16 protein-coding genes are annotated in these 20355 nt (G+C 62.9%); 1 reads left to right on the forward strand and 15 read right to left on the reverse strand.

All coding sequences use genetic code 11. The features are described 5' to 3' along the window. Positions 1–77: 77 nt before the first annotated feature. Positions 78–1025 carry a hypothetical protein gene (locus BPHYT_RS12505; protein WP_012433516.1) on the reverse strand — a complete coding sequence of 316 codons (948 nt, stop codon included), beginning with the start codon at positions 1023–1025 and terminating at the stop codon, positions 78–80. 339 nt (positions 1026–1364) lie between these two features. Between BPHYT_RS12505 and BPHYT_RS12510 the strand changes: the two genes are divergently transcribed. Next, positions 1365–3713: a Tex family protein gene (locus BPHYT_RS12510; protein WP_012433517.1), complete on the forward strand. Its 2349-nt coding sequence runs from the start codon at positions 1365–1367 to the stop codon at positions 3711–3713. 187 nt (positions 3714–3900) lie between these two features. Here BPHYT_RS12510 and BPHYT_RS12515 read toward each other — a convergent pair whose 3' ends face one another. The 14 genes from BPHYT_RS12515 to ispG all read right to left on the reverse strand — a co-directional run bounded on the left by BPHYT_RS12515 (position 3901) and on the right by ispG (position 20304). Then, the gene (locus BPHYT_RS12515; RefSeq protein ID WP_012433518.1) at positions 3901–5787 is read right to left on the reverse strand and encodes a potassium transporter Kup; all 1887 of its coding nucleotides are present in this window, start codon (positions 5785–5787) and stop codon (positions 3901–3903) included. A gap of 291 nt (positions 5788–6078) precedes the next feature. Then, positions 6079–6669 (reverse strand): phosphoribosyltransferase, encoded by a 591-nt coding sequence (locus tag BPHYT_RS12520; RefSeq protein WP_012433519.1) that lies wholly within the window; start codon positions 6667–6669, stop codon positions 6079–6081. A gap of 3 nt (positions 6670–6672) precedes the next feature. Further along, complete coding sequence (locus BPHYT_RS12525; RefSeq protein WP_012433520.1) at positions 6673–8019, reverse strand: adenylosuccinate synthase; 1347 nt, start codon at positions 8017–8019, stop codon at positions 6673–6675. A gap of 204 nt (positions 8020–8223) precedes the next feature. Continuing rightward, positions 8224–9375: an ATP phosphoribosyltransferase regulatory subunit gene (locus BPHYT_RS12530; RefSeq protein WP_012433521.1), complete on the reverse strand. Its 1152-nt coding sequence runs from the start codon at positions 9373–9375 to the stop codon at positions 8224–8226. Positions 9376–9656: 281 nt separating this feature from the next. Further along, complete coding sequence (locus BPHYT_RS12535; RefSeq protein WP_012433522.1) at positions 9657–9848, reverse strand: DUF2065 domain-containing protein; 192 nt, start codon at positions 9846–9848, stop codon at positions 9657–9659. A gap of 44 nt (positions 9849–9892) precedes the next feature. Then, positions 9893–10795 carry a protease modulator HflC gene (hflC, locus tag BPHYT_RS12540; RefSeq protein ID WP_012433523.1) on the reverse strand — a complete coding sequence of 301 codons (903 nt, stop codon included), beginning with the start codon at positions 10793–10795 and terminating at the stop codon, positions 9893–9895. Positions 10796–10807: 12 nt separating this feature from the next. Continuing rightward, positions 10808–12208, reverse strand: coding sequence for an FtsH protease activity modulator HflK (hflK, locus tag BPHYT_RS12545; protein ID WP_012433524.1), 1401 nt, complete (start codon positions 12206–12208; stop codon positions 10808–10810). Positions 12209–12257: 49 nt separating this feature from the next. Further along, positions 12258–13472, reverse strand: coding sequence for a GTPase HflX (gene hflX / locus BPHYT_RS12550; RefSeq protein WP_012433525.1), 1215 nt, complete (start codon positions 13470–13472; stop codon positions 12258–12260). Between the two features lie 30 nt (positions 13473–13502). After that, complete coding sequence (gene hfq / locus BPHYT_RS12555) at positions 13503–13739, reverse strand: RNA chaperone Hfq (protein WP_006051315.1); 237 nt, start codon at positions 13737–13739, stop codon at positions 13503–13505. A gap of 153 nt (positions 13740–13892) precedes the next feature. Next, entirely contained in the window at positions 13893–15230 is a 1338-nt protein-coding gene (gene der, locus BPHYT_RS12560; protein WP_012433526.1) for a ribosome biogenesis GTPase Der, read from the reverse strand. Between the two features lie 455 nt (positions 15231–15685). After that, the gene (bamB, locus tag BPHYT_RS12565; RefSeq protein WP_012433527.1) at positions 15686–16831 is read right to left on the reverse strand and encodes an outer membrane protein assembly factor BamB; all 1146 of its coding nucleotides are present in this window, start codon (positions 16829–16831) and stop codon (positions 15686–15688) included. An 86-nt stretch (positions 16832–16917) separates the two neighbouring features. Then, a complete protein-coding gene (locus tag BPHYT_RS12570) occupies positions 16918–17547 on the reverse strand; it encodes a YfgM family protein (RefSeq protein ID WP_012433528.1) in 630 nt (209 codons plus the stop codon). A 78-nt stretch (positions 17548–17625) separates the two neighbouring features. Beyond that, the gene (gene hisS / locus BPHYT_RS12575; protein ID WP_012433529.1) at positions 17626–18966 is read right to left on the reverse strand and encodes a histidine--tRNA ligase; all 1341 of its coding nucleotides are present in this window, start codon (positions 18964–18966) and stop codon (positions 17626–17628) included. A 21-nt stretch (positions 18967–18987) separates the two neighbouring features. After that, entirely contained in the window at positions 18988–20304 is a 1317-nt protein-coding gene (gene ispG, locus BPHYT_RS12580) for a flavodoxin-dependent (E)-4-hydroxy-3-methylbut-2-enyl-diphosphate synthase (RefSeq protein WP_012433530.1), read from the reverse strand. Positions 20305–20355 lie beyond the last annotated feature (51 nt).

Here is a 20355-nt window from a genome sequence, read left to right on the forward strand (position 1 = left end):
GAGGTTGCTGTCCGGCTTAAAACGCGTTACGGCGGCTACGGCCCTGCCACGCTCGCTCAGGGCCCCCTTCAGCACGCTTACTGCTGTTGTTGCTGCTGCTTTTGCTGCTCTTCGATTTGCTGCTGTTTCAGCGCATCCTGACGCTTCTGCTCGGCCTTCTCGGCCGCCTGCTTCTGACGCGCCTCGACGTCGGCCTTGTGCTGCGCGGCGTCCGCCTGCTTCTTCTGGAAGCTCTGCTGTTTCTCCACGCGCTCCTGGGCCTTCTGCGCGCCTTGCGCACGCGCCTCGTCGAGCTTGCGCTGGAAGTCGCCCTGCTTCTGATCGTACGCCTGCCGATTGGCCGCCGCCTGCGACGGGCTGATGCCGCGCTGCGCCTGATCCAGCGCGTGCTGACGCAGTTTGTCCTGATAGGCCTGCGCATTCGCGCTGCGCTGCGGCGCCTCGGCGGCGCGCTGCGCCTGATCGATCTGATGCTGCTTCTGCTTGTCTTCGTACGCCTGCGCGTTGCGCGCGTCGTCGGCGGCACGCTGCGGCGCGCTCGCTTCATCCTGCGCGCGCTTGATCGCCGCCTGTTCGTCACGCACGCGAGCGCGCTGCGTGCGTTGTTCGCCGTCGAGCGCGAGCTGCTCCTTGCGAATGTCGGCCTGCACCGTGCGCATGCTGTCGCGCGCCTTGTTCAGGCAGGAATTGACGAAGAACTTTGCATAGCAGTCGTGTTCCGCGACGCCGTAGCGGTAGTTGTTCTCCTCGGTGCGCTGATCGAGGGCTTTTTGCCGCGCGTCGAAGTCGCTATCCGACGTTACCGCGTTGCCGGCGCTATCCGTGTTCTCGGCGTTCGCGGGGCCTTTGGCCGTCGTGGCCTGCGCACCCGACGCGGCGGCCGGCGCCGAAGCGCCCGCGGGCCGCGCGCTGCTGTTGCTCGCCGGCGTAACGGACTGCGCCATGGCCGGCGTCGACACCGCCAGCGCCACGGCCAGTAGACACGACGCGCACGACGCGAAAAACACGCCACGTGAGAGGAACACGGAGCGCGGCGCCGATACGAGCGAAGAGAGCGAAGAACGTGGCGAACCCGGTGCCAGACCCGGCGACAAAAACGGCGGCAGTTGTGACAAGCGAGAGACCAAGCGGGAGCCCAGGCAGTTGAGGAACAAGGAGATCGGCAACGTCGTAGAGGGTCAGCGGAACATGCCCGAAATTCTATCACCCTGCGGTTGAGCCCTTTTGCATTTATGGCAAAATGCCCCGCTCCAGCAACCTGGTCGCAGCGTGCACGCCCGGCGTGCCCCGACGTGCCTCACGTGGACCTCACGTAGCGTCAGCGCGCGGCCCCCGAACTGAGTCCGCAGGAACACCAAGACCTTATGACGGAAACCGTAGCACTCAAGATCGTACAGCGCATCGCCGCCGAACTGTCCGTCCAGCCGCGCCAGGTCGCGGCCGCGGTGCAACTTCTCGACGAAGGAGCGACTGTTCCGTTCATCGCCCGCTACCGTAAGGAAGTGACCGACAATCTCGACGACACGCAACTGCGTAACCTCGAGGAACGCCTGCTGTATCTGCGCGAGCTGGAAGACCGGCGCGCCGCGATCATCGCGAGCATCGACGAACAGGGCAAGCTCACCGACGAGCTACGCACCGCGATCGAAGGCGCCGACAGCAAGCAGGTGCTGGAAGACCTGTATCTCCCGTATAAGCCGAAGCGCCGCACGCGCGCGCAGATCGCCCGTGAAGCCGGCCTGCAGCCGCTCGCCGACGCGTTGCTGGCCAATCCCCTGCTCGACCCGCAAACCGAAGCCGCCGCCTACGTGGACGCCGAGAAAGGCGTCGCCGACCTCAAGGCCGCGCTCGACGGCGCGCGCGACATTCTCTCGGAACAGTTCGGCGAAACCGCCGAATTGCTCGGCAAGCTGCGCGACTACCTGTTCAACCAGGGCGTGGTGTCGTCGAAAGTGGTGGAAGGTAAGGAAAACGCCGAAGAAGAGAAATTCCGCGACTACTACGACTACTCGGAAACCATCCGCACCGTGCCGTCGCATCGCGCGCTGGCGCTGTTCCGCGGCCGCAATGCGGGCGTGCTGATGGTCAAGCTGGGGCTGGGCGAAGAACTCGACGCGCAGGTGCCGCATCCGGGCGAAGCGCTGATTGCGCGCCATTTCGGCATCGCCAATCAGAACCGTCCGGCCGACAAGTGGCTCTCCGACGTGTGCCGCTGGTGCTGGCGCGTGAAGGTACAGCCGCATATCGAAAACGAACTGCTGACCAATCTGCGCGACGAAGCCGAGCATGAGGCGATTCGCGTGTTCGCGCGCAATCTGAAGGACTTGCTGCTGGCGGCGCCCGCCGGCCCGAAGGCCGTGATCGGCCTCGATCCGGGTATGCGCACCGGCGTGAAAGTCGCGGTGGTCGACCGGACCGGCAAGGTGCTCGCCACCGATGTGATCTATCCGCACGAACCGCGCCGCGACTGGGACGGCTCGATCGCGAAACTCGCGCGCATCTGCGCGCAGACGCAGGCTGAATTGATCAGCATCGGCAACGGTACGGCGTCGCGTGAAACGGACAAGCTCGCGAGCGAACTGATTGCGCGCCATCCGGAATTCAAGTTGCAGAAGATCGTCGTGTCCGAAGCGGGCGCGTCGGTGTACTCGGCCTCCGAACTCGCGGCGAAGGAATTCCCCGACATGGACGTGTCGCTGCGCGGCGCTGTGTCGATTGCGCGGCGTTTGCAAGACCCGCTCGCCGAGTTGGTGAAGATTGAGCCAAAGGCGATCGGTGTCGGCCAGTATCAGCACGACGTGAATCAGCGCGAATTGGCACGTTCGCTCGATGCGGTGGTCGAGGACTGCGTGAACGCGGTCGGCGTGGATGCGAATACGGCGTCGGTCGCTTTGCTTGCGCGCGTGTCGGGTCTGAATGCCACGTTGGCGCGCAATATCGTCGACTATCGCGATGCGAACGGTCCGTTCCCATCGCGCGAGCATTTGCGCAAAGTGCCGCGTCTGGGCGACAAGACGTTCGAGCAGGCCGCCGGGTTCCTGCGCATCAATAACGGTGAGAATCCGCTCGACCGCTCGTCGGTTCACCCGGAAGCGTATCCGGTCGTCGAACGCATGCTGGCGAAAATCAGCAAGCACGTCGGCGAAGTGCTGGGCAATCGCGACGCGTTGCGCGGCCTCTCGCCCGCGGAATTCGTCGACGATCGTTTCGGCCTGCCGACCGTGCGTGACATTCTGCTCGAACTCGAAAAGCCGGGCCGCGATCCGCGCCCCGAGTTCAAGACCGCGACGTTCCGTGAAGGCGTCGAAAAGGTCAGCGATCTGACGCCAGGCATGGTGCTCGAAGGCGTCGTGACGAACGTGGCGGCATTCGGCGCGTTTATCGATATCGGCGTGCATCAGGACGGTCTCGTGCACGTGTCGGCTATGTCGACCAAGTTCATCAAGGACCCGCATGAAGTCGTCAAGGCCGGTCAGATCGTCAAGGTGAAGGTGCTGGAAGTGGACGTGAAACGCCAGCGTATCGCTTTGACGATGCGCATGGACGACGAGGTCGGTGTGGCGGCGGCACGCAGCGGTGGCGGCGCGCAGCAGGATCGCGGCGGCTCGGGCCGTTCAGGCGGCGGTGGACGCGGCGCGCAGCAACAACGCTCGCGTGAGCCGGAAGCGGGCGGCGCGATGGCCGCTGCATTCGCCAAGCTCAAGCAGAAGTAAGTTTGCTGCGTTAGAGGCGCGTGATTCGCTCGCGCGCTTGTTGAGCTTGTTGAGCTTGTTGAGCAACGCGCGGTACAGATCCAGTCGGTCGCCCGCTCCAGCGCCAAACAAAAAGCCCACGCATTCATTGCGTGGGCTTTTTGTTTGGCACCTCGGGCGTGAGGCGCTCGACTACCAGCGGCTAAGTTCAGATCTCGATCTTGGTCCCCAACTCCACCACCCGATTAGCCGGAATACTAAAGAAGTCCGTCGGCTTGGCGGCATTCTGATGCATCCATGCGAACACACGTTCGCGCCACACCGACATGCCGGGCAGTTGCGTGGGCACCACCGTTTCGCGCGCGAGGAAAAACGACGTGTCCATCATCTCGAAGGTCATGTCACGCGTACGTCCGACTTCGAGCAGCACCGCCTTCACGTCCGGCGTTTCGTTGAAGCCGTAGGCCGCCTTGACGAGATACAGGCCGCCGTCGATATCCTTGACCGTCACACGCTCCGAGTCGTTCACGTACGGAATATCGCGCGTCACGAAGGTCAGGAAGATGGTGCGCTCATGCAGCACCTTGTTGTGCTTCAGATTGTGCAGCAGACTCACCGGCACGAGCGAATCGCTGCCGGTCAGATAGATCGCCGTGCCCGACACGCGATGCGGCGGATGCGCGAGCAAGCCCTGCAGGAACGGCATGAGAGGAATACCGTCCGCGGCCGTGCGTTCCTTGACGATCATACGGCCCTTGAACCAGGTCATCAGCAGGAAGAACAGCAACGCGCCGATGCCGAGCGGCAACCACCCGCCTTCTTCCACCTTCAGCAGGTTCGCGCCGAAAAATCCTAAATCGACGGTCATGAACACGCCGATGATCAGCGCCACCAGCAGCTTGTTCCAGTTCCACACGTTCACCATCACGACGCAGGCGAGAATTGTGGTGATCACCATGGTGGCCGTCACCGCGATACCGTACGCGGCCGCAAGATTGTCCGAGCTCTTGAAGGCAATCACGATGCACAGAATGATGAACAGCAGCATCCAGTTCACCACCGGCACATAGATCTGGCCGATCGCCAGTTCCGACGTGTGCAGGATCTTCATGCGCGGCACGTAGCCGAGCTGGATCGCCTGGCTCGTGAGCGAATAAGCGCCAGAAATCACGGCCTGCGAGGCGATCACGGTCGCCACGGTCGAGAGCACGACGAGCGGCAGCAAGGCCCAGTCCGGCGCAAGCAGGAAGAACGGATTTTCGATGGCCTTCGGATCGTGCATCAGCAGCGCGCCCTGGCCGAAGTAGTTCAGCACCAGCGAAGGCATCACGAGGAAATACCACGCCATACGGATCGGCTTGGCGCCGAAGTGGCCCATGTCGGCATATAGCGCTTCGGCGCCGGTCAGCACCAGCACGACCGAGCCGAGCACCACGTAGGCCTGCAGCACGTGCGCGGCCATGAAGGTGTACGCGTAATACGGGTTCAGTGCGCGGATCACGTTCGGCGACTGCAGGATATGCCACAGGCCGAGCACCGCGAGCACGGCGAACCACACCACCATGATCGGACCGAACAGACGGCCGACCATCGCCGTGCCGTGCCGCTGAATCCAGAACAGCAGCACGAGGATCACCATGGTGAGCGGCAGCACCAGATGCGAGAGATGCGGTGCGGCGATTTCCAGACCCTCGACTGCCGAGATCACCGAGATGGCCGGCGTGATCACCGCGTCGCCATAGAACATGCAGGCGCCGAAAATGCCGAGCATCACCAGCACGCCGGCCATTTTCGACTTCTCGTCGAGCGAGCGCAGCGCCAGCGCCATCAGCGCGAGCACACCGCCCTCGCCGTTGTTGTCCGCACGCATGACGAACAACACGTACTTGATGCCGACCACGATCACGATCGCCCAGAACAGCAGCGAGATCACACCGAGGATTGATTGATCGGTCAGCGGAATGCCGTGAGAGGGGCTGAAGGCTTCTTTCAGCGAGTACAACGGGCTCGTGCCGATATCGCCGAACACCACACCGATCGCAGCGAGAGCGAGGGAAGGCAGAGGCTGTTTGTGCACGTGATTGTTATCTGTCATAAACGCGAGGAAGTCCGTTCCCTGAGCGGAAAAACGACCGCCATTCTAAACTGCCAGCATGGCGCCGCCCGGCTTGTTGTGGATACACCACGTGATGGTCCGCGCAGTGTAGCACTGCGATATGGGCGCGTCTGCTGCGCGAGCCGCATTGCCGGCGTCGGCGATGCGCGGTTTGCGAAGCGCGCGCGCATCGCCCGCACATAAAAAAACGGAGCCCAATGGGCTCCGTTTTGCGAGATACGCAGGGTAAGGCGCGGCGAAGATGCAGCACGTTCGGCGCCGAAGTGCGCATCACTTCTCCGACGACTCCTGCGCTTGCTGCATGCCGCGCTTGATCCACGCGCCGAGGTTATGCGGACGCACCGTGTCCCACTCCTCGAACGGCTGATGGATCCACGGATTGGTGGGCAGATACTGCACGTGATAATCGGGCTTCACCTTCGAACAGCCCTTGTACCAGAGCACCGCCGAACGCACCGCGGTGATCGCCGGATAACGCTCTTTCAGATGCTGCTGAACACGCGCGAGCGTCACGCCCGAGTCGACCAGGTCGTCCACCAGCAGCACGTTGCCGTGCAGCTCGCCACGCGTCATGGTGATGTATTGCGCGATGTCGAGTTCGCCCTGTTCCGTGCCGGCCGCTTCACGATACGAACTCGTGGCGAGAATCGCCAACGGCAGATCGTAAATGCGCGAGAGCTGATCGCCGACGCGCAAACCGCCGCGCGCGAGGCACAGAATCTTGTCGAACTTCCAGCCCGACTCGTGGACCTGCAACGCCAGCATTTCAATCAGCCGGTGATACTCGTCCCAGCCGACCCAGAGGTTCTTGTCGTCGTTGCGCGGATCTTTCATCGCAATCATGGGTACACCTTGCACCATGGCTTAAACCTTGAACGGATGACGAAGCAGAATCGTTTCGTCGCGATCCGGACCGGTCGACACCATGTCGATCGGAATGCCCGCGACTTCCTGCACACGCGACAAATAAGCGCGCGCGTTCGCGGGCAGCTTGTCCCATTCCTTGATGCCGACGGTGCTTTCCTTCCAGCCCGCGAAGGTTTCGTACACCGGCTCACAACGCGCGACTTCCGATGAGCCGCGCGGCAGCAGATCGACATGGTTGCCGTCGACCGTGTAGCCGACGCACAGCTTCACTTCGTCGAGACCGTCGAGCACGTCGAGCTTGGTCATGCACAGACCCGACACACCATTGATCTGGATCGAGCGGCGCAGCGCGGCGACGTCGAGCCAGCCGGTGCGGCGCGGACGGCCGGTGACCGAGCCGAATTCCTTGCCGACGGTAGCCAGCTCGAGGCCGATCGCTTCCTGACGGGCGGCGTTGTCCGCGTCGTACAGTTCGCTCGGGAACGGGCCCGAACCGACGCGCGTGCAGTACGCCTTGGTGATGCCGAGAATGTAGTTGAGCTTTTGCGGACCGACGCCCGCGCCCGCCGTGGCCGCACCCGCCACGCAATTGCTCGACGTGACGTACGGATATGTGCCGTGGTCGATGTCCAGCAGTGTGCCTTGCGCGCCTTCGAACAGCAGGTTGCTGCCGGCCGCGTTCGCGTCGTACAGACGGCGCGACACGTCGGTGACCATGGGCTTCAGACGGTCGGCATAGCTGAGCATCGTGTCGAGCGTTTGCTGGAAGTCGACAGCGGCGACGCCCAGGTATTGCGTCAACACGAAGTTGTGATAATCGAGATTTTCACGCAGACGTTCGGCGAAAGTTTCCGGCTCGAACAGGTCTTGTACGCGCAAACCGCGGCGCGCGACCTTGTCTTCGTAAGCCGGGCCGATGCCGCGGCCGGTGGTGCCGATCTTGCCCGCGCCACGGCGCGCTTCGCGGCCCTGGTCGATGGCGATGTGATACGGCAGGATCAGGGTGGTGGCTTCGGAAATGAACAGGCGATTCTGAACGTCGACCCCGGCGGCTTCGAGCTCGCCGATTTCCTTGAACAGCGCTTCCGGCGACAACACGACGCCATTGCCGATGTAGCACGCGACGCCGGGATGCATGATGCCCGACGGAATCAGACGCAAGATGGTTTTCTTGCCGCCGATGATAAGCGTGTGACCGGCATTGTGACCGCCCTGAAAGCGAACGACGCCTTGAGCGTGGTCCGTCAGCCAGTCGACGATCTTGCCCTTGCCTTCATCACCCCACTGGGTTCCCACGACGACGACGTTACGCCCGGGGTTCACATTCACTGCGCTGGCAGACATGTTGTTTCGTAAGCTGGTTAAAAACGTATTCTACCTAGGTTCGCGGAACCTTCCGAATTTTTCCGTTTCCGCTCAACGGTATGCACGTTATGTTGAGTATTGCGAAAGTGGCGCGGCCGGTGGCCGCACCGCGTTTTAACGACACGTTCGAGGCTGTCTGAGAGAGGCTCAGGATCACCCTCGGACGGGTCTGCCGGAACGCGCTCAGGCGCGCGCTTCGACGACCCAGTTGCCGTTGCGCTCGACCAACACGCGGTCGAATGCGAATTCGTCCAGATCGTGTTCATGGCCGGGCAGCGCCTGTATCACGACTTCGCCGGCATCGCGCAACGCGGCGACGCTCACGCGCAGTGCTTCGTCGTGCTGCCACGGCGCGAGAATCGCGCTGCTGCGCGCTTCGACCGGCGAAATCCGCGCCACTTCGCGCAGATCGAGCGAAAAGCCGGTTGCCGCGCGCGCACGGCCGTACGCCTGGCCCACGTGGTCGTAACGGCCGCCGCGCGCGACCGCGTTCGGCACGCCGTCCACGTACGCCGAGAACATCACGCCGCTGTGGTAAGCATAGCCGCGCAGATCCGCGAGATCGATCATCACTTCGGCGCCCTCCACCTGGCTTGCGAGGAACGCGAGGTCGTCGAGCGCACGAGCGATGGCCGGTGCGTTCGGCAAGCGTGCGCGGGCTTCGTCGAGCACCGATGCGTCGCCGTACAGCGTGGGCAGCGCGCGCAAGGCGTCGCGGATCACCGGTGTCAGGTTCGCCGTCAATTCGACCAGACGCGGCACGTCCTTGCCCGCCAGCGCGTCGTAAAGCGACTGCCCGAGTTCAGCCGCGGCCGGTTCGGCTTCGATCAGCGCCGCGAGCACGCCCGCGTGGCACAGATCGAGGCGCACTTTCGCGAGGCCGGCCAGACGCAGCGCGTCGAGCATCAGTTGCTGGATTTCCAGGTCCGCTTCGAGGCCCGCGTGACCGTAGATTTCCGCGCCGATCTGGATCTGCTCGCGCGTGGCATGCAGGCCGCGCGGACGCGTATGCGCGACGTTACCCGCATAGCAAAGACGCGTCACGCCCTGGCGATTCAGCAGATGCGCGTCGATGCGGGCGACCTGCGGCGTGATGTCCGCGCGCAGACCAAGCGTGCGCCCGGACAACTGATCGACCAGTTTGAAGGTCCGCAGATTCAGATCGTGGCCGCCGCCGGTCAGCAGCGACTCGATATATTCGAGCAACGGCGGCATGACCATCTCGTAGCCGTACGAACGGAAACGGTCCAGCAAATGGCGCCGCAATTCTTCGATCTTGCGGGCTTCCGACGGCAGCACGTCGGCAATATTTTCGGGAAGTAACCAGGTCGACATCGATACAGTCCTACGACGTTGAACACGGCGGCTGGGTGCGCCGGTAAGTGAGAGTGAATGGCGGGCGGCGGCTCGATTTTGGCGGCCATCGCGGGCGTCTGGATTGCTTGCAACCGCCGCATCCGGCTTTTGGCCGCGGGGCGATGCACGACGCGGCGTTCAGAGCACCGCGGACCATGGCGGCGGGTCGCATCCGGCCGAGGTGATTGCGGGTAAGCGCAGGTAAGCGCGGCTGATCGCACGTGCCGTCGGACCGCAAGGCCATCGGCCACCAGGCCCCATCAAGTCACGATAAACAGCAAGATCAGTCCGAGCACCATCACGATGAGGCCGCCAACGCGAATCTGGTGCGGCGGCCGTTCCGCTATTTTACGGAACGTGTCGCTCCAGGCGCTCGGAAAAACGAAGGGAAACATTCCCTCGATAATCAGCATCAACGCGATCGCGAGCAGTAACGAGCCGGCTATGTCCATGCGAATTAAAGCGCCGCGATGCGGATGCCGCGGCGTTCCGGTTATCAGGGTTTGCGCGAAGCCGCGGAAGCGTCCGGGGCGGCGCCGCCGGTCGAGCTACGCATGAAGCGGAAGAACTCGTTGCTCGGATCGACGACGATCACGTCGCCCGGCTTGAAGGTGTTCTTGTACGCCTGCATGCTTTGATAGAACTGGTAGAACTGCGGGTCGCTGCCATAAGCGTCGGCGGCGATCTGCGCTGCCTTGGCATCGCCCTCGCCCTTGATGGTCTGCGCCTGACGATAACCGTCCGCGAGAATCGCCTGTTGCTGGCCGATCGCGTCCTGCCTGATCTTGTCGGCCTCGGCGGTGCCCTTCGCGCGTTCGTCGGCCGCGACCTGCTGGCGCGCGGCGATCATGCGCTTGTAGACGGAGTCCGCCATCGACGCGGGGAAATCGACGCGCGTCAATTGCACGTCGACCACCGACACGCCGAGCGATGCCGCCGCCTTGTCCATCGCGGCACGCGCTTCGTCGGCGACGGCCTGTTGCCGCGCAAGCGCGTCGGACAGCGTGACCTTCGCGAACGCATCGCCGAGCGCGCCGCGCGACAGCAACGCGAGCCGGTCCGGCAGACTCTGCGCATCACCGCGGGTTTCGGCCAGCAGCTTGAGCGGATCGGTCACGCGATATTTGAGAACCGGGTTGGCCAGCAGATCGATTTTGTCGGACGTCACGTAGCGGTCTTCGTCCGGTGCGTCGAGCGACTGGATGCGGTTGTCGACCAGCGTGACGGTTTGCAACGGCGGCGGCAATTTCACATGCAGACCGGGGCCGAGCAGGCTCGGCGCCGCGTCGCCATGCGAGGACAGTACGGCCATGTGGCGCTGATCGACGACGAACACCATCGACGAAGCGGCGAACAACACGATGACGACAGCCACGACGAGCGCAATGATCTTGTTCATGATGTGCGCTCCTTATTGAACGTCGTCTTCGCGCATACGGCTGCGGAAGGAGTCGCGTGAACGCAGCGGGTCGCTGCCGGATGCGGCCTGGCTGGCCGGCGCGGCGGAGGCGGCAGGCGCCGAGGCCGCCGCGCCGGTTGCGGAGGCAGACGGTGCGGACAAAGGCGACGCGGCATTGCTCGCCGCTTGCGGCGCGGCAGCGGCCGTGGCGCCTGCAGCCGTGCCCGAGGCGGCGGCAGCGTCGGCGACCCGCTGGCGAGTCTGCTCGACGAGCTTGTCGAGCGGCAGATACAGCACGTTGTTGCCGCTCTTGCTGTCCACATACACCTTGGTCGTATTCGAATAGATCTGCTGCATGGTGTCCAGGTACAGGCGCTCGCGAACCACGGCGGGCGCTTTCGAGTACTGCGCGTAGACCTGCTTGAAGCGCTCGGCGTCGCCTTGTGCCTGAGCCACAGTCTTGTCGCTGTAGGTTTTCGCTTCGTCGATCTGGCGTGCCACGTCGGCTTGCGCGCGCGGCAAAAGATCCGCGGCGTAGGCTTCGGCATCGCGCTTGGCGCGGTCGTTTTCCTGACGGACTTTGGCGGCGTCGTCGAATGCGGCCTGCACGCGGTCGGGCACCTGCACGCCTTGGATCGTCACACCGGTCACGGCGAGGCCGGACTGATATTCATCCAGAGATTGCTGGATCGCCGCCATGAGTTGCTGGCGAATTGTTTCGCGATCCTGATAGAGGATGTCATTGGTGCTGCGCGCGCCGACGATGCTGCGCACCGCCGCCTGGGCCGCCTGCATCACGCCCTGATCGGGATCGACGCTGCGAAACAGATAGTCGGTCGGCTTCTTCACCTGATATTGCACGGCGAAGCGCACATCGACGATGTCCGCGTCGTGCGTGAGCATCGACGCGTCTTTCACATTCGCGAGACGCACCACGTTGTTGCGGCCGACTTCCACCTGGCGGATCTGGCCGATATTGACGAGCTCATGCGCTTCGAACGGATACGGCAGACGCCAGTGCACACCCTGTCCCGCCGTGTAGCGATACTTGCCGAACTGCATCACCACGCCGGCCTGGCCGTCCTGCACGACGAACACGCCGCTGCCGAGATAAATGGCCAGCAGCACGCCGATCACGATGCCCACGCCGATGCGCGCGCTACGACCGTTGTCGGGACGGCCGCCGCCCGCACCGCCGCCCTTGCGGCCGAACACCCGGCTCAAACGACGGTTGAAATCGCGCCACATCTCGTCGAGATCAGGCGGGCCCTCGCCGTCTTTGGTCGGCGGACGCTTCGGCTCGTTGGGACGTTGCCGGTCGCCATTGCCGTCTCCCCGGCCCCAGCCCGGATCGTTCAGTGACAGCATGGTGCGCATGCGCAGCCAGATACTCCGCTCGTTGTAATCGTTCACCTGTGTTCGTTCACCAGAGTAGACAGCGGGTCAGTGCAATTGGAACGGGTCAGTGCCCGAGTTCTGGGACCTTGCGGTCGTCGCGTGGTGCTGCCGACCGGTCTTCTTCCGAGAGATCGACCAGCGTTTCGGGAAGAGGTTCGGCAGTAGCGATTTCAGCGATGGCAGCGCGCAGTGTGTCCAGCCCTTGCCCCGTGCGCGCGCTCAAAAAGACGCGCGAAATATTACCATACTCATCCCTTTCAACCGCGTCCCCACGGGCCGCCAACTCCGGCACCGCGTCGATCTTGTTGAAGACCAGCACCTGGCGGATCGTGTCTGCACCGATTGCGTGCAATACCTCGTTCACCTGATCGATCTGGTCGAGCCGCACCGCGCTCGATGCATCGACCACGTGCAGCAGCAGGTCGGCATGAATGGTTTCCTCGAGCGTGGCGCGAAATGCCGCCACCAGCTGGTGAGGCAGTTCGCGGATAAAACCGACCGTATCCGACACCACCACCTGCCCCGCTTCGTCGCCGAGATAGACGCGCCGCGAGGTGGTATCCAACGTCGCGAACAACTGGTCGGCGGCGTACGCCTGAGCCTTGGTGAGCGCGTTGAAGAGCGTGGACTTGCCCGCGTTCGTGTAACCGACCAGCGACACCGACATGGTCTGATTGCGGCTGCGCGCGCGGCGCTGCGTGCCGTGCTGACGACGCAGTTTCTCGAGCCGTGTCTTGAGCGCCTTGATGCGCTCGCCGATCAAACGACGGTCTGTTTCAAGCTGCGTTTCGCCAGGGCCGCGCAAACCGATACCGCCTTTTTGCCGCTCCAGGTGGGTCCATGCGCGGATTAGCCGCGTCGACAGATACTGCAGTTGCGCGAGTTCCACCTGCAGTTTGCCTTCATGGCTGCGGGCGCGTTGCGCAAAAATGTCGAGGATCAGACTGGTGCGATCGATCACGCGCCGATTAAGCGCTTGCTCCAGATTGCGCTGCTGCGCAGGCGCCAGAGCGTGATTGAAAATGACGAGTTCGATGTCGTTCGCCTCACACGCAAGACGCAGTTCTTCGGCCTTGCCGCTGCCGACGAACATCTTGGCATCGGGACTGGACCGGCGCCCGGTGAGGGTGACTAAGGGATTCGCGCCCGCGCTTTGCGCGAGCAAGCTGAGTTCTTCCAGACTGGCTTCGAAATCGATCTTACCGAAGTCGATGCCGACAAGCGCTGCATTGATCAAATTGGAGGGTATCAAAGTGAGGCGGCCGGAAGTAATCGCCAACGGGCGACGTTACGCCGGCCGCGACGGGGGTTAGGACTGTTCAGAATCCGGGTGGAAATTCACCGGACGGGCTGGCACGACTGTCGAGATTGCGTGCTTGTAAACCATCTGGGTGACCGTATTCCGGAGCAACACGACGTACTGGTCGAACGATTCGATGTTCCCTTGAAGCTTGATGCCGTTGACCAGATAGATCGACACCGGCACATGCTCTTTACGCAGTGCGTTCAAAAACGGGTCTTGTAACAATTGCCCTTTGTTGCTCATAGCAAACTCCGTATTTTTTTGCAGGTTGACTTAATTGACGAGGAAGAAAAAGAGATCCACCGTCAACCGCTACACTATAGCCGATTTTCATTTTTGCGCGGCAGGCCTGGCCAGGCGGCCAAAGCCAGCACACACGCGGGTTTCAGCCTGGAATTAGCCTTTATCCGCGTAAGGGTTCGTCGACGATCTGAACTCTATGCGCAATGGAGTCCCAGTCAGCTTGAAAGTTTCCCGGAAGCGGTTTTCCAGGTACCGTTTGTACGTTTCGGTGATCGCGTCGAGCGCGTTGCCGTGAATCACGATGATCGGCGGATTCTGTCCACCCTGGTGCGCGTAACGCAGTTTCGGGCGCACCGGACCGCGTCGGCGCGGCTGCTGGAATTCGACGGCATCGATCAGCGCGCGCGTGAGCTTCGGCGTCGGCAGCTTGGCCATGGCGGCTGCGTAGGCGTCGTCGACCGAACGCATCAACGGGCCGATCCCGGTTTTTTCCGCGGCGGAAATGAAATGGAATTTGGCGAAGTCGAGAAATTTTAGTTTGCGCTCGAGGTCCGCTTTGGTGCGCTCGCGCACATGCGGATCGAGACCGTCCCACTTGTTCACGCCCACCACCAGCGCACGGCCCTGCTCCACCACGAAGCCGGCAATGTGCGCGTCCTGCTCCGAAATGTCCTGGCGCGCGTCGAGCAGCAGGATCACGACGTTGGCGTCGGAGATCGACTGCAGCGTCTTCACCACCGAGAACTTCTCGATCGCTTCGAACACCTTGCCGCGGCGGCGCAAACCTGCCGTGTCGATCAGCGTGTACGGCTTGCCGCCGCGTTCGAAATCGACGTAGATCGAATCGCGCGTGGTGCCCGGCATGTCGAACGCGATCACGCGCTCTTCGCCCACCAGCGCATTGATCAACGTCGACTTGCCGACATTCGGACGCCCGACGATCGCGATCTTCACGCCGCGCGTCTGCTTCTCTTCGTCGCTTTCTTCCGGCTGGCCGGCGTACGCGACTTCGAGCGCCTCGTTGATCATTTCGGTGACGCCGTCGCCATGCGCCGCGGAAATCGCGCGCGGGTCGCCGAGACCGAGCTCGTAGAAGTCGGCGGCGACGTTGCTGTACTTCATGCCCTCCGCCTTGTTGACGACCAGGAAGATCGGCCGGCCGACCTTGCGCAGATAGTCGGCAATCGACTTGTCCTGCGGCGCGAGGCCATTGCGACCATCGACGATAAACACGACGATGTCCGATTCCTCGACCGCCTGACGGGTTTGACGCGCCATTTCGTGCAGGATGCCGTCTTTCGCGACCGGTTCGAAACCGCCGGTATCGACGACCAGATACGGCCGATCGCCGGCTCGCCCTTCGCCGTAATGGCGATCGCGCGTGAGACCGGGCAGGTCGGCAACCAGCGCGTCGCGCGTGCGCGTGAGCCGGTTGAACAGCGTGGATTTCCCCACATTGGGGCGCCCGACGAGGGCAATAACGGGTTTCATCAGATGTTGTTCACGGTGAAACGCGGGATCGAAATCGACCGGCCGCGTAGCGACGCCATGCGGCCGCTACACGGCAGCGTTTGACGAAAATTATCACGAATTCGGCCAGCCCCGGATGTGCTGTCAATATGCACGTCCGGGCGGACGGGGGTTTGGCTGTATGGGCGACGCCAGCGGGCCGCCAGATTCAGTCTTTACTGCTCGACGGCTCGCACGCCGGTTCGAATACGATTCTCTGCGGTATTGGCGAAGATGCCGCCGAGGGTGGTGCCGCAAGCACCCACCGATGGCCACGTGGGCCGTACGCCATGTCTGATCCGACTCGCCGGACCAGCCAGTCCGGCGGAATTCTTTTGCTTACTCTGCCCTGCAACTTCAACTCAAACTAGCACTTACAAAAATGCGTGCGGCCGGCAAAGCCGGCCTGCACGCCAGACGGCGATTGCCGCGCGCGATTAGCGCGGGCGGTAGCCGTACAGGTCACCGTCGTGCGTGAGCACCACCAGCGTTTCGCCGGCGAGTACCGGTGCCGCCGTAATCGGGCTGCCGTCGGTCTTCACGCGCGCGACGAGCGTGCCGTCGTCGCGGGACAGGAAGTGCACGTAACCCTGATAGTCGCCCAGCACGGCTGCGTGACCCAGAATGAACGGCACGCTCAGGTCGCGATTCTTTAGCTTGTCGTTCTTCCACAGCAACGCACCGCTGTTGGTATCGAACGCCGACACCACCGACCAGTCGTCCGCCGCGACTACGGCGCGATCATCCTGCGCCAGACCGCTCGTGCTCGAGAACGCCTTCTCCCAGACGGCACGGCCCGAGTTCGCGTCGAAACAGCCAATCTGGCCCTGGAACGTCACCGCGCAGGTTTCCGAACCGACCAGCGTGGGCGGTCCGGTCACGTCGTTGATGCGCTCGACTTCCGTCACGCCCTTCGGATAGGACACCGGCGTTTGCCAGTAGTTGTCGCCCGTCTGCACGTTGATCGCGGCAAACGCGCCGCCAGGGAAACCGGCCAGCACGGCTGCGTCGCCCGCGAACGTCATGCCCGACGACACGCGCAGATTGAGCGGCACCGCGCGATTGCGGTAGTTCCACTTCTGCTCGCCGGTTTGCGCGTTGAACGCGGTGATCTGGCCGTCGACCGTACGCACCACCACGAGACCATTGCCGACGAGCGGCGGCGAAATGATTTCGCCCGGCGCCTTGGCGGTCCAGAGTTGCTTGCCGTCCGCGCCGAGCACGTAGACGTCGCCCTTCAGGCCGCCGACTGCTGTCAACGTACCGTCGCTGCCAACGCCCGCCGAGAGGTCGTCGTGGAGCTTGACGCGCCAGACGTCCTGACCGGTCTGCGCGTCGATCTTCGCAACCGAACCGTTCGCGCCAGCCGCGTACACCGCATTGCCCACCGCGACCGGCGAGAACAGGTAACGGCCGGCCTTACCGACGCTTGCCTTCCAGGCCTGCTGCACGTCCAGCACGGGTTTGAACTCGGTGAGCGGCGTGGGCACGCGGCGCTCGTCTTTCGTGGATGAGCAAGCCGCCATGGTGAGCACGGTCATCGCACAGGCAACGGGCACAGCGTAACGTTTCAGCAGATTCATCGGTGGACGAAGCATTCAGGAAATTAATTAAAGGAGAGCGGTTGGTCGTTGCACGCGGCGCCGATTGCGGCGCTCATATGCGGCGATCAGCCGCCCAGCGCGTCCAGCTTGAACTGAATCAACTGGCGTGCGGAGCTATCGTTTTTCGACAGCGAGTCGAGCGCGAGCTTGTAGGCCGCGCGTGCATCGTCACGCTTGCCTTGAGCGGCGAGCAGATCGCCGCGGCCGTTCGCCACGATGCCCTTGAACGCGTCGGATTGCGGTTCGGCTAGCAACGCGAGGCCCTGGTCGTAAGCCTTGTCGTCGAGCAGCAGCGAAGCGAGACGCAGCTTGGCGATCTGCTTGAACTCGTCATCTTTCGCGTGATCGATGGTCCATTGCAGTTGTGCCTTCGCGGCGGCTTCGTCGCCCGCGGCGTACAGCGCCTTGGCGGCGCCCAGCGCAGTCATTTGCGCATACGCGGTGCGGCTGAACTTGTCTTCCATGTCGGTGGCGACGCGCGTGATCTTCGCCTTGTCGCCGGACGCCACGGCTTGCTGGACCTGGTCATACAGCACGGCGGCTTCCGCCGCCTGGCGCCGTTGCCAGAAATTCCAGCCGTTCCAGCCGGCCGCGGCCACCAGTGCCACCAGCACGATCCATGTGGTTGCATTACCCCACTGCGTCCACCATGCCTTCAGACTTTCAATCGATTCTTGTTCGTCGTGGTAACTCATTGCCCGGCGATTTCCTCTTTCTTGCTACGTGTGCGTGTCGAATCCGATTGGCGCCCAACCGGCTCGACGACATCGCGATCAGTCGTCGCCGTCTTCGGCGGTTGCAACCATCGCATTGATTAGAAATTCGGTCAAGTCTTCGGCCGGCACGTTTTGTTGCTCGTTTTTACCGCCGTTAGCATTTGTATCGCGCAGCGGTTTCACGCCGACCGTGCCGTTGGCGATCTCGTCTTCGCCGAGCACCACCGCGAACGCGGCGCCGCTTGCGTCGGCACGCTTCATCTGCGATTTGAAGCTGGCCGTTTGACCGTCGGCGCTGCAATGCAGGATCACATCGAGGCCGGTGTCGCGCAGACGCTCGGCGATGATGAAGGCCTGCTCGCGCGCCGCGTCGCCCTGATGGACCACGTACACGTCGCAACCTTCGTCTTCCGGCACGAGCTGCTCTTCTTTCAGCAACTCGAGGATCCGCTCGATGCCCATTGCCCAGCCGCATGCCGCCGTGGGCTTGCCGCCGAGCTGTTCGATCAGCGGATCATAACGGCCGCCCGCCGCGACGGTGCCTTGCGCGCCGAGCTTGTCGGTCACCCATTCGAACACGGTCAGATTGTAGTAATCGAGACCGCGCACGAGACGCGGATTGATCGTAAACGGGATGTTGTTCGCCTTCAGAATGCGCTGCAAACCTTCGAAGTGCGCGCGCGATTCTTCGCCGAGAAAATCGATCAGCTTGGGCGCGTTCTGCGCGACTTCCTGCATGGCCGGATTCTTCGTGTCCAGCACGCGCAGCGGGTTCGTGTAGAGACGGCGTTTCGCTTCCTCGTCGAGCACGTCCATGTGCTTTTCGAGGTGCGCGATCAATTCCACACGATGCGCCGCGCGTTCTTCCGCGAGGCCCAGCGAGTTGATTTCGAGCTTGATACCCATCAGTCCGAGGTCGTCCCACAGACGCTGGCACATCATGATGATTTCAGCGTCGGCGTCCGGACCGGCAAAGCCGAGCGCTTCCACGCCGACCTGATGAAACTGGCGATAACGGCCGCGCTGCGGACGCTCGTGACGGAACATCGGGCCGATGTACCACAGGCGCTTCGGACCGTCGTACAGCATGTTGTGTTCAATCGCCGCGCGCACCACCGCTGCCGTGTTTTCCGGGCGCATGGTCAGATTTTCACCGTTCAACGCGTCGGTAAAGCTGTACATCTCTTTCTCGACGATGTCGGTCACTTCGCCGATACCGCGCTTGAACAGCTGCGTATGCTCGACGATCGGCGTACGAATATTCTGGTATCCGTACGAACGCAGCATCGACTTGACGGTCGTTTCGAAAAATTCCCACAGCCCGGCTTCCTGCGGAAGGATGTCGTTCATGCCCTTCACGCCGGAGAGTTTTTCGAGCTTTTTCTTCTGTTCAGTCATCTGTATTTCGAGAGCCGATATTTAGTTGGCTACCGTGGCGCGGCCATAGCTGCGCTCGACGTAGTCACTCACGATTTGCTGGAATTCTTGCGCGATGTTATCGCCGCGCAGCGTCTTGACCTTCTCGCCGTCGATGAACACCGGCGCGGCCGGGTTCTCGCCCGAGCCCGGCAAGCTGATGCCGATATTCGCCTGCTTCGACTCGCCCGGACCGTTGACGATGCAACCCATCACCGCGACGTGCATTTTCTCGACGCCAGGATACTGATCGCGCCACACCGGCATCTGCGTGCGCAGATAGGTCTGGATTTGCGATGCGAGTTCCTGGAACAACGTGCTGGTGGTACGGCCGCAACCCGGGCACGCGATCACCATCGGCGTGAACGAGCGCAGACCCATGGTCTGCAGGATTTCCTGGCCGACGATCACTTCGCCGGTGCGCGAGGCGCCCGGTTCCGGCGTGAGCGAAATGCGGATCGTGTCGCCGATGCCCTGCTGCAGCAACACGGACAACGCCGCGGTCGACGCCACGATGCCCTTCGAACCCATGCCTGCCTCGGTCAAGCCGAGATGCAGCGCGAAGTCACAACGGCGCGCGAGTTCGCGGTACACGGCGATCAGATCCTGCACGCCGCTGACCTTGCACGACAGAATGATCTGATTGCGCGACAGGCCGAGTTCGACCGCCCGCTCCGCCGAGCCGATCGCCGACTGGATGAGCGCTTCGTACATGACGCTTTGCGCTTCCCACGGCGTGGCACGCGCGGCGTTCTCGTCCATCATCTTCGCGAGCAGGTCCTGATCGAGACTGCCCCAGTTCACGCCGATACGCACCGGCTTGTCGTACTTAGCCGCGGCCTCGATCATCTGCGCGAATTGCGTGTCGCGTTTCGCGCCGTGGCCCACGTTGCCCGGATTGATCCGGTACTTGGACAGCGACTCCGCGCACGCGGGGTAATCGCGCAACAGCAAATGGCCGTTGTAATGGAAGTCGCCGACCAGCGGCACCGACACGCCCATGCGGTCGAGCTGCTCGCGCACGGCCGGCACCGCCGCGGCTGCTTCCGGCGTGTTCACGGTAATACGGACCAGTTCCGAGCCGGCTTGCGCCAGTTCCTTGATCTGGATCGCGGTGCCGATGGCGTCCGCGGTGTCCGTGTTGGTCATCGACTGGACGCGCACGGGTGCGTCGCCGCCGATGGTAACGAGCTGGCCGCCCCAACGGACGTCGACCGCGTGCGACTTGCGCCGCGGTGCGTGGCCGCCGAACACCGGCTCGGTTGAAACGATCTTGCTACTGGATTGGGATTGAGCTTCGGATTGCATCGAAAAACCCATTTACGCCGCATGCGCCACACAAAAGACGTCGCGCCTGAATTGAAAAAGCGC

It is taken from the genome of Paraburkholderia phytofirmans PsJN (assembly GCF_000020125.1).
Lineage (GTDB): Bacteria > Pseudomonadota > Gammaproteobacteria > Burkholderiales > Burkholderiaceae > Paraburkholderia > Paraburkholderia phytofirmans.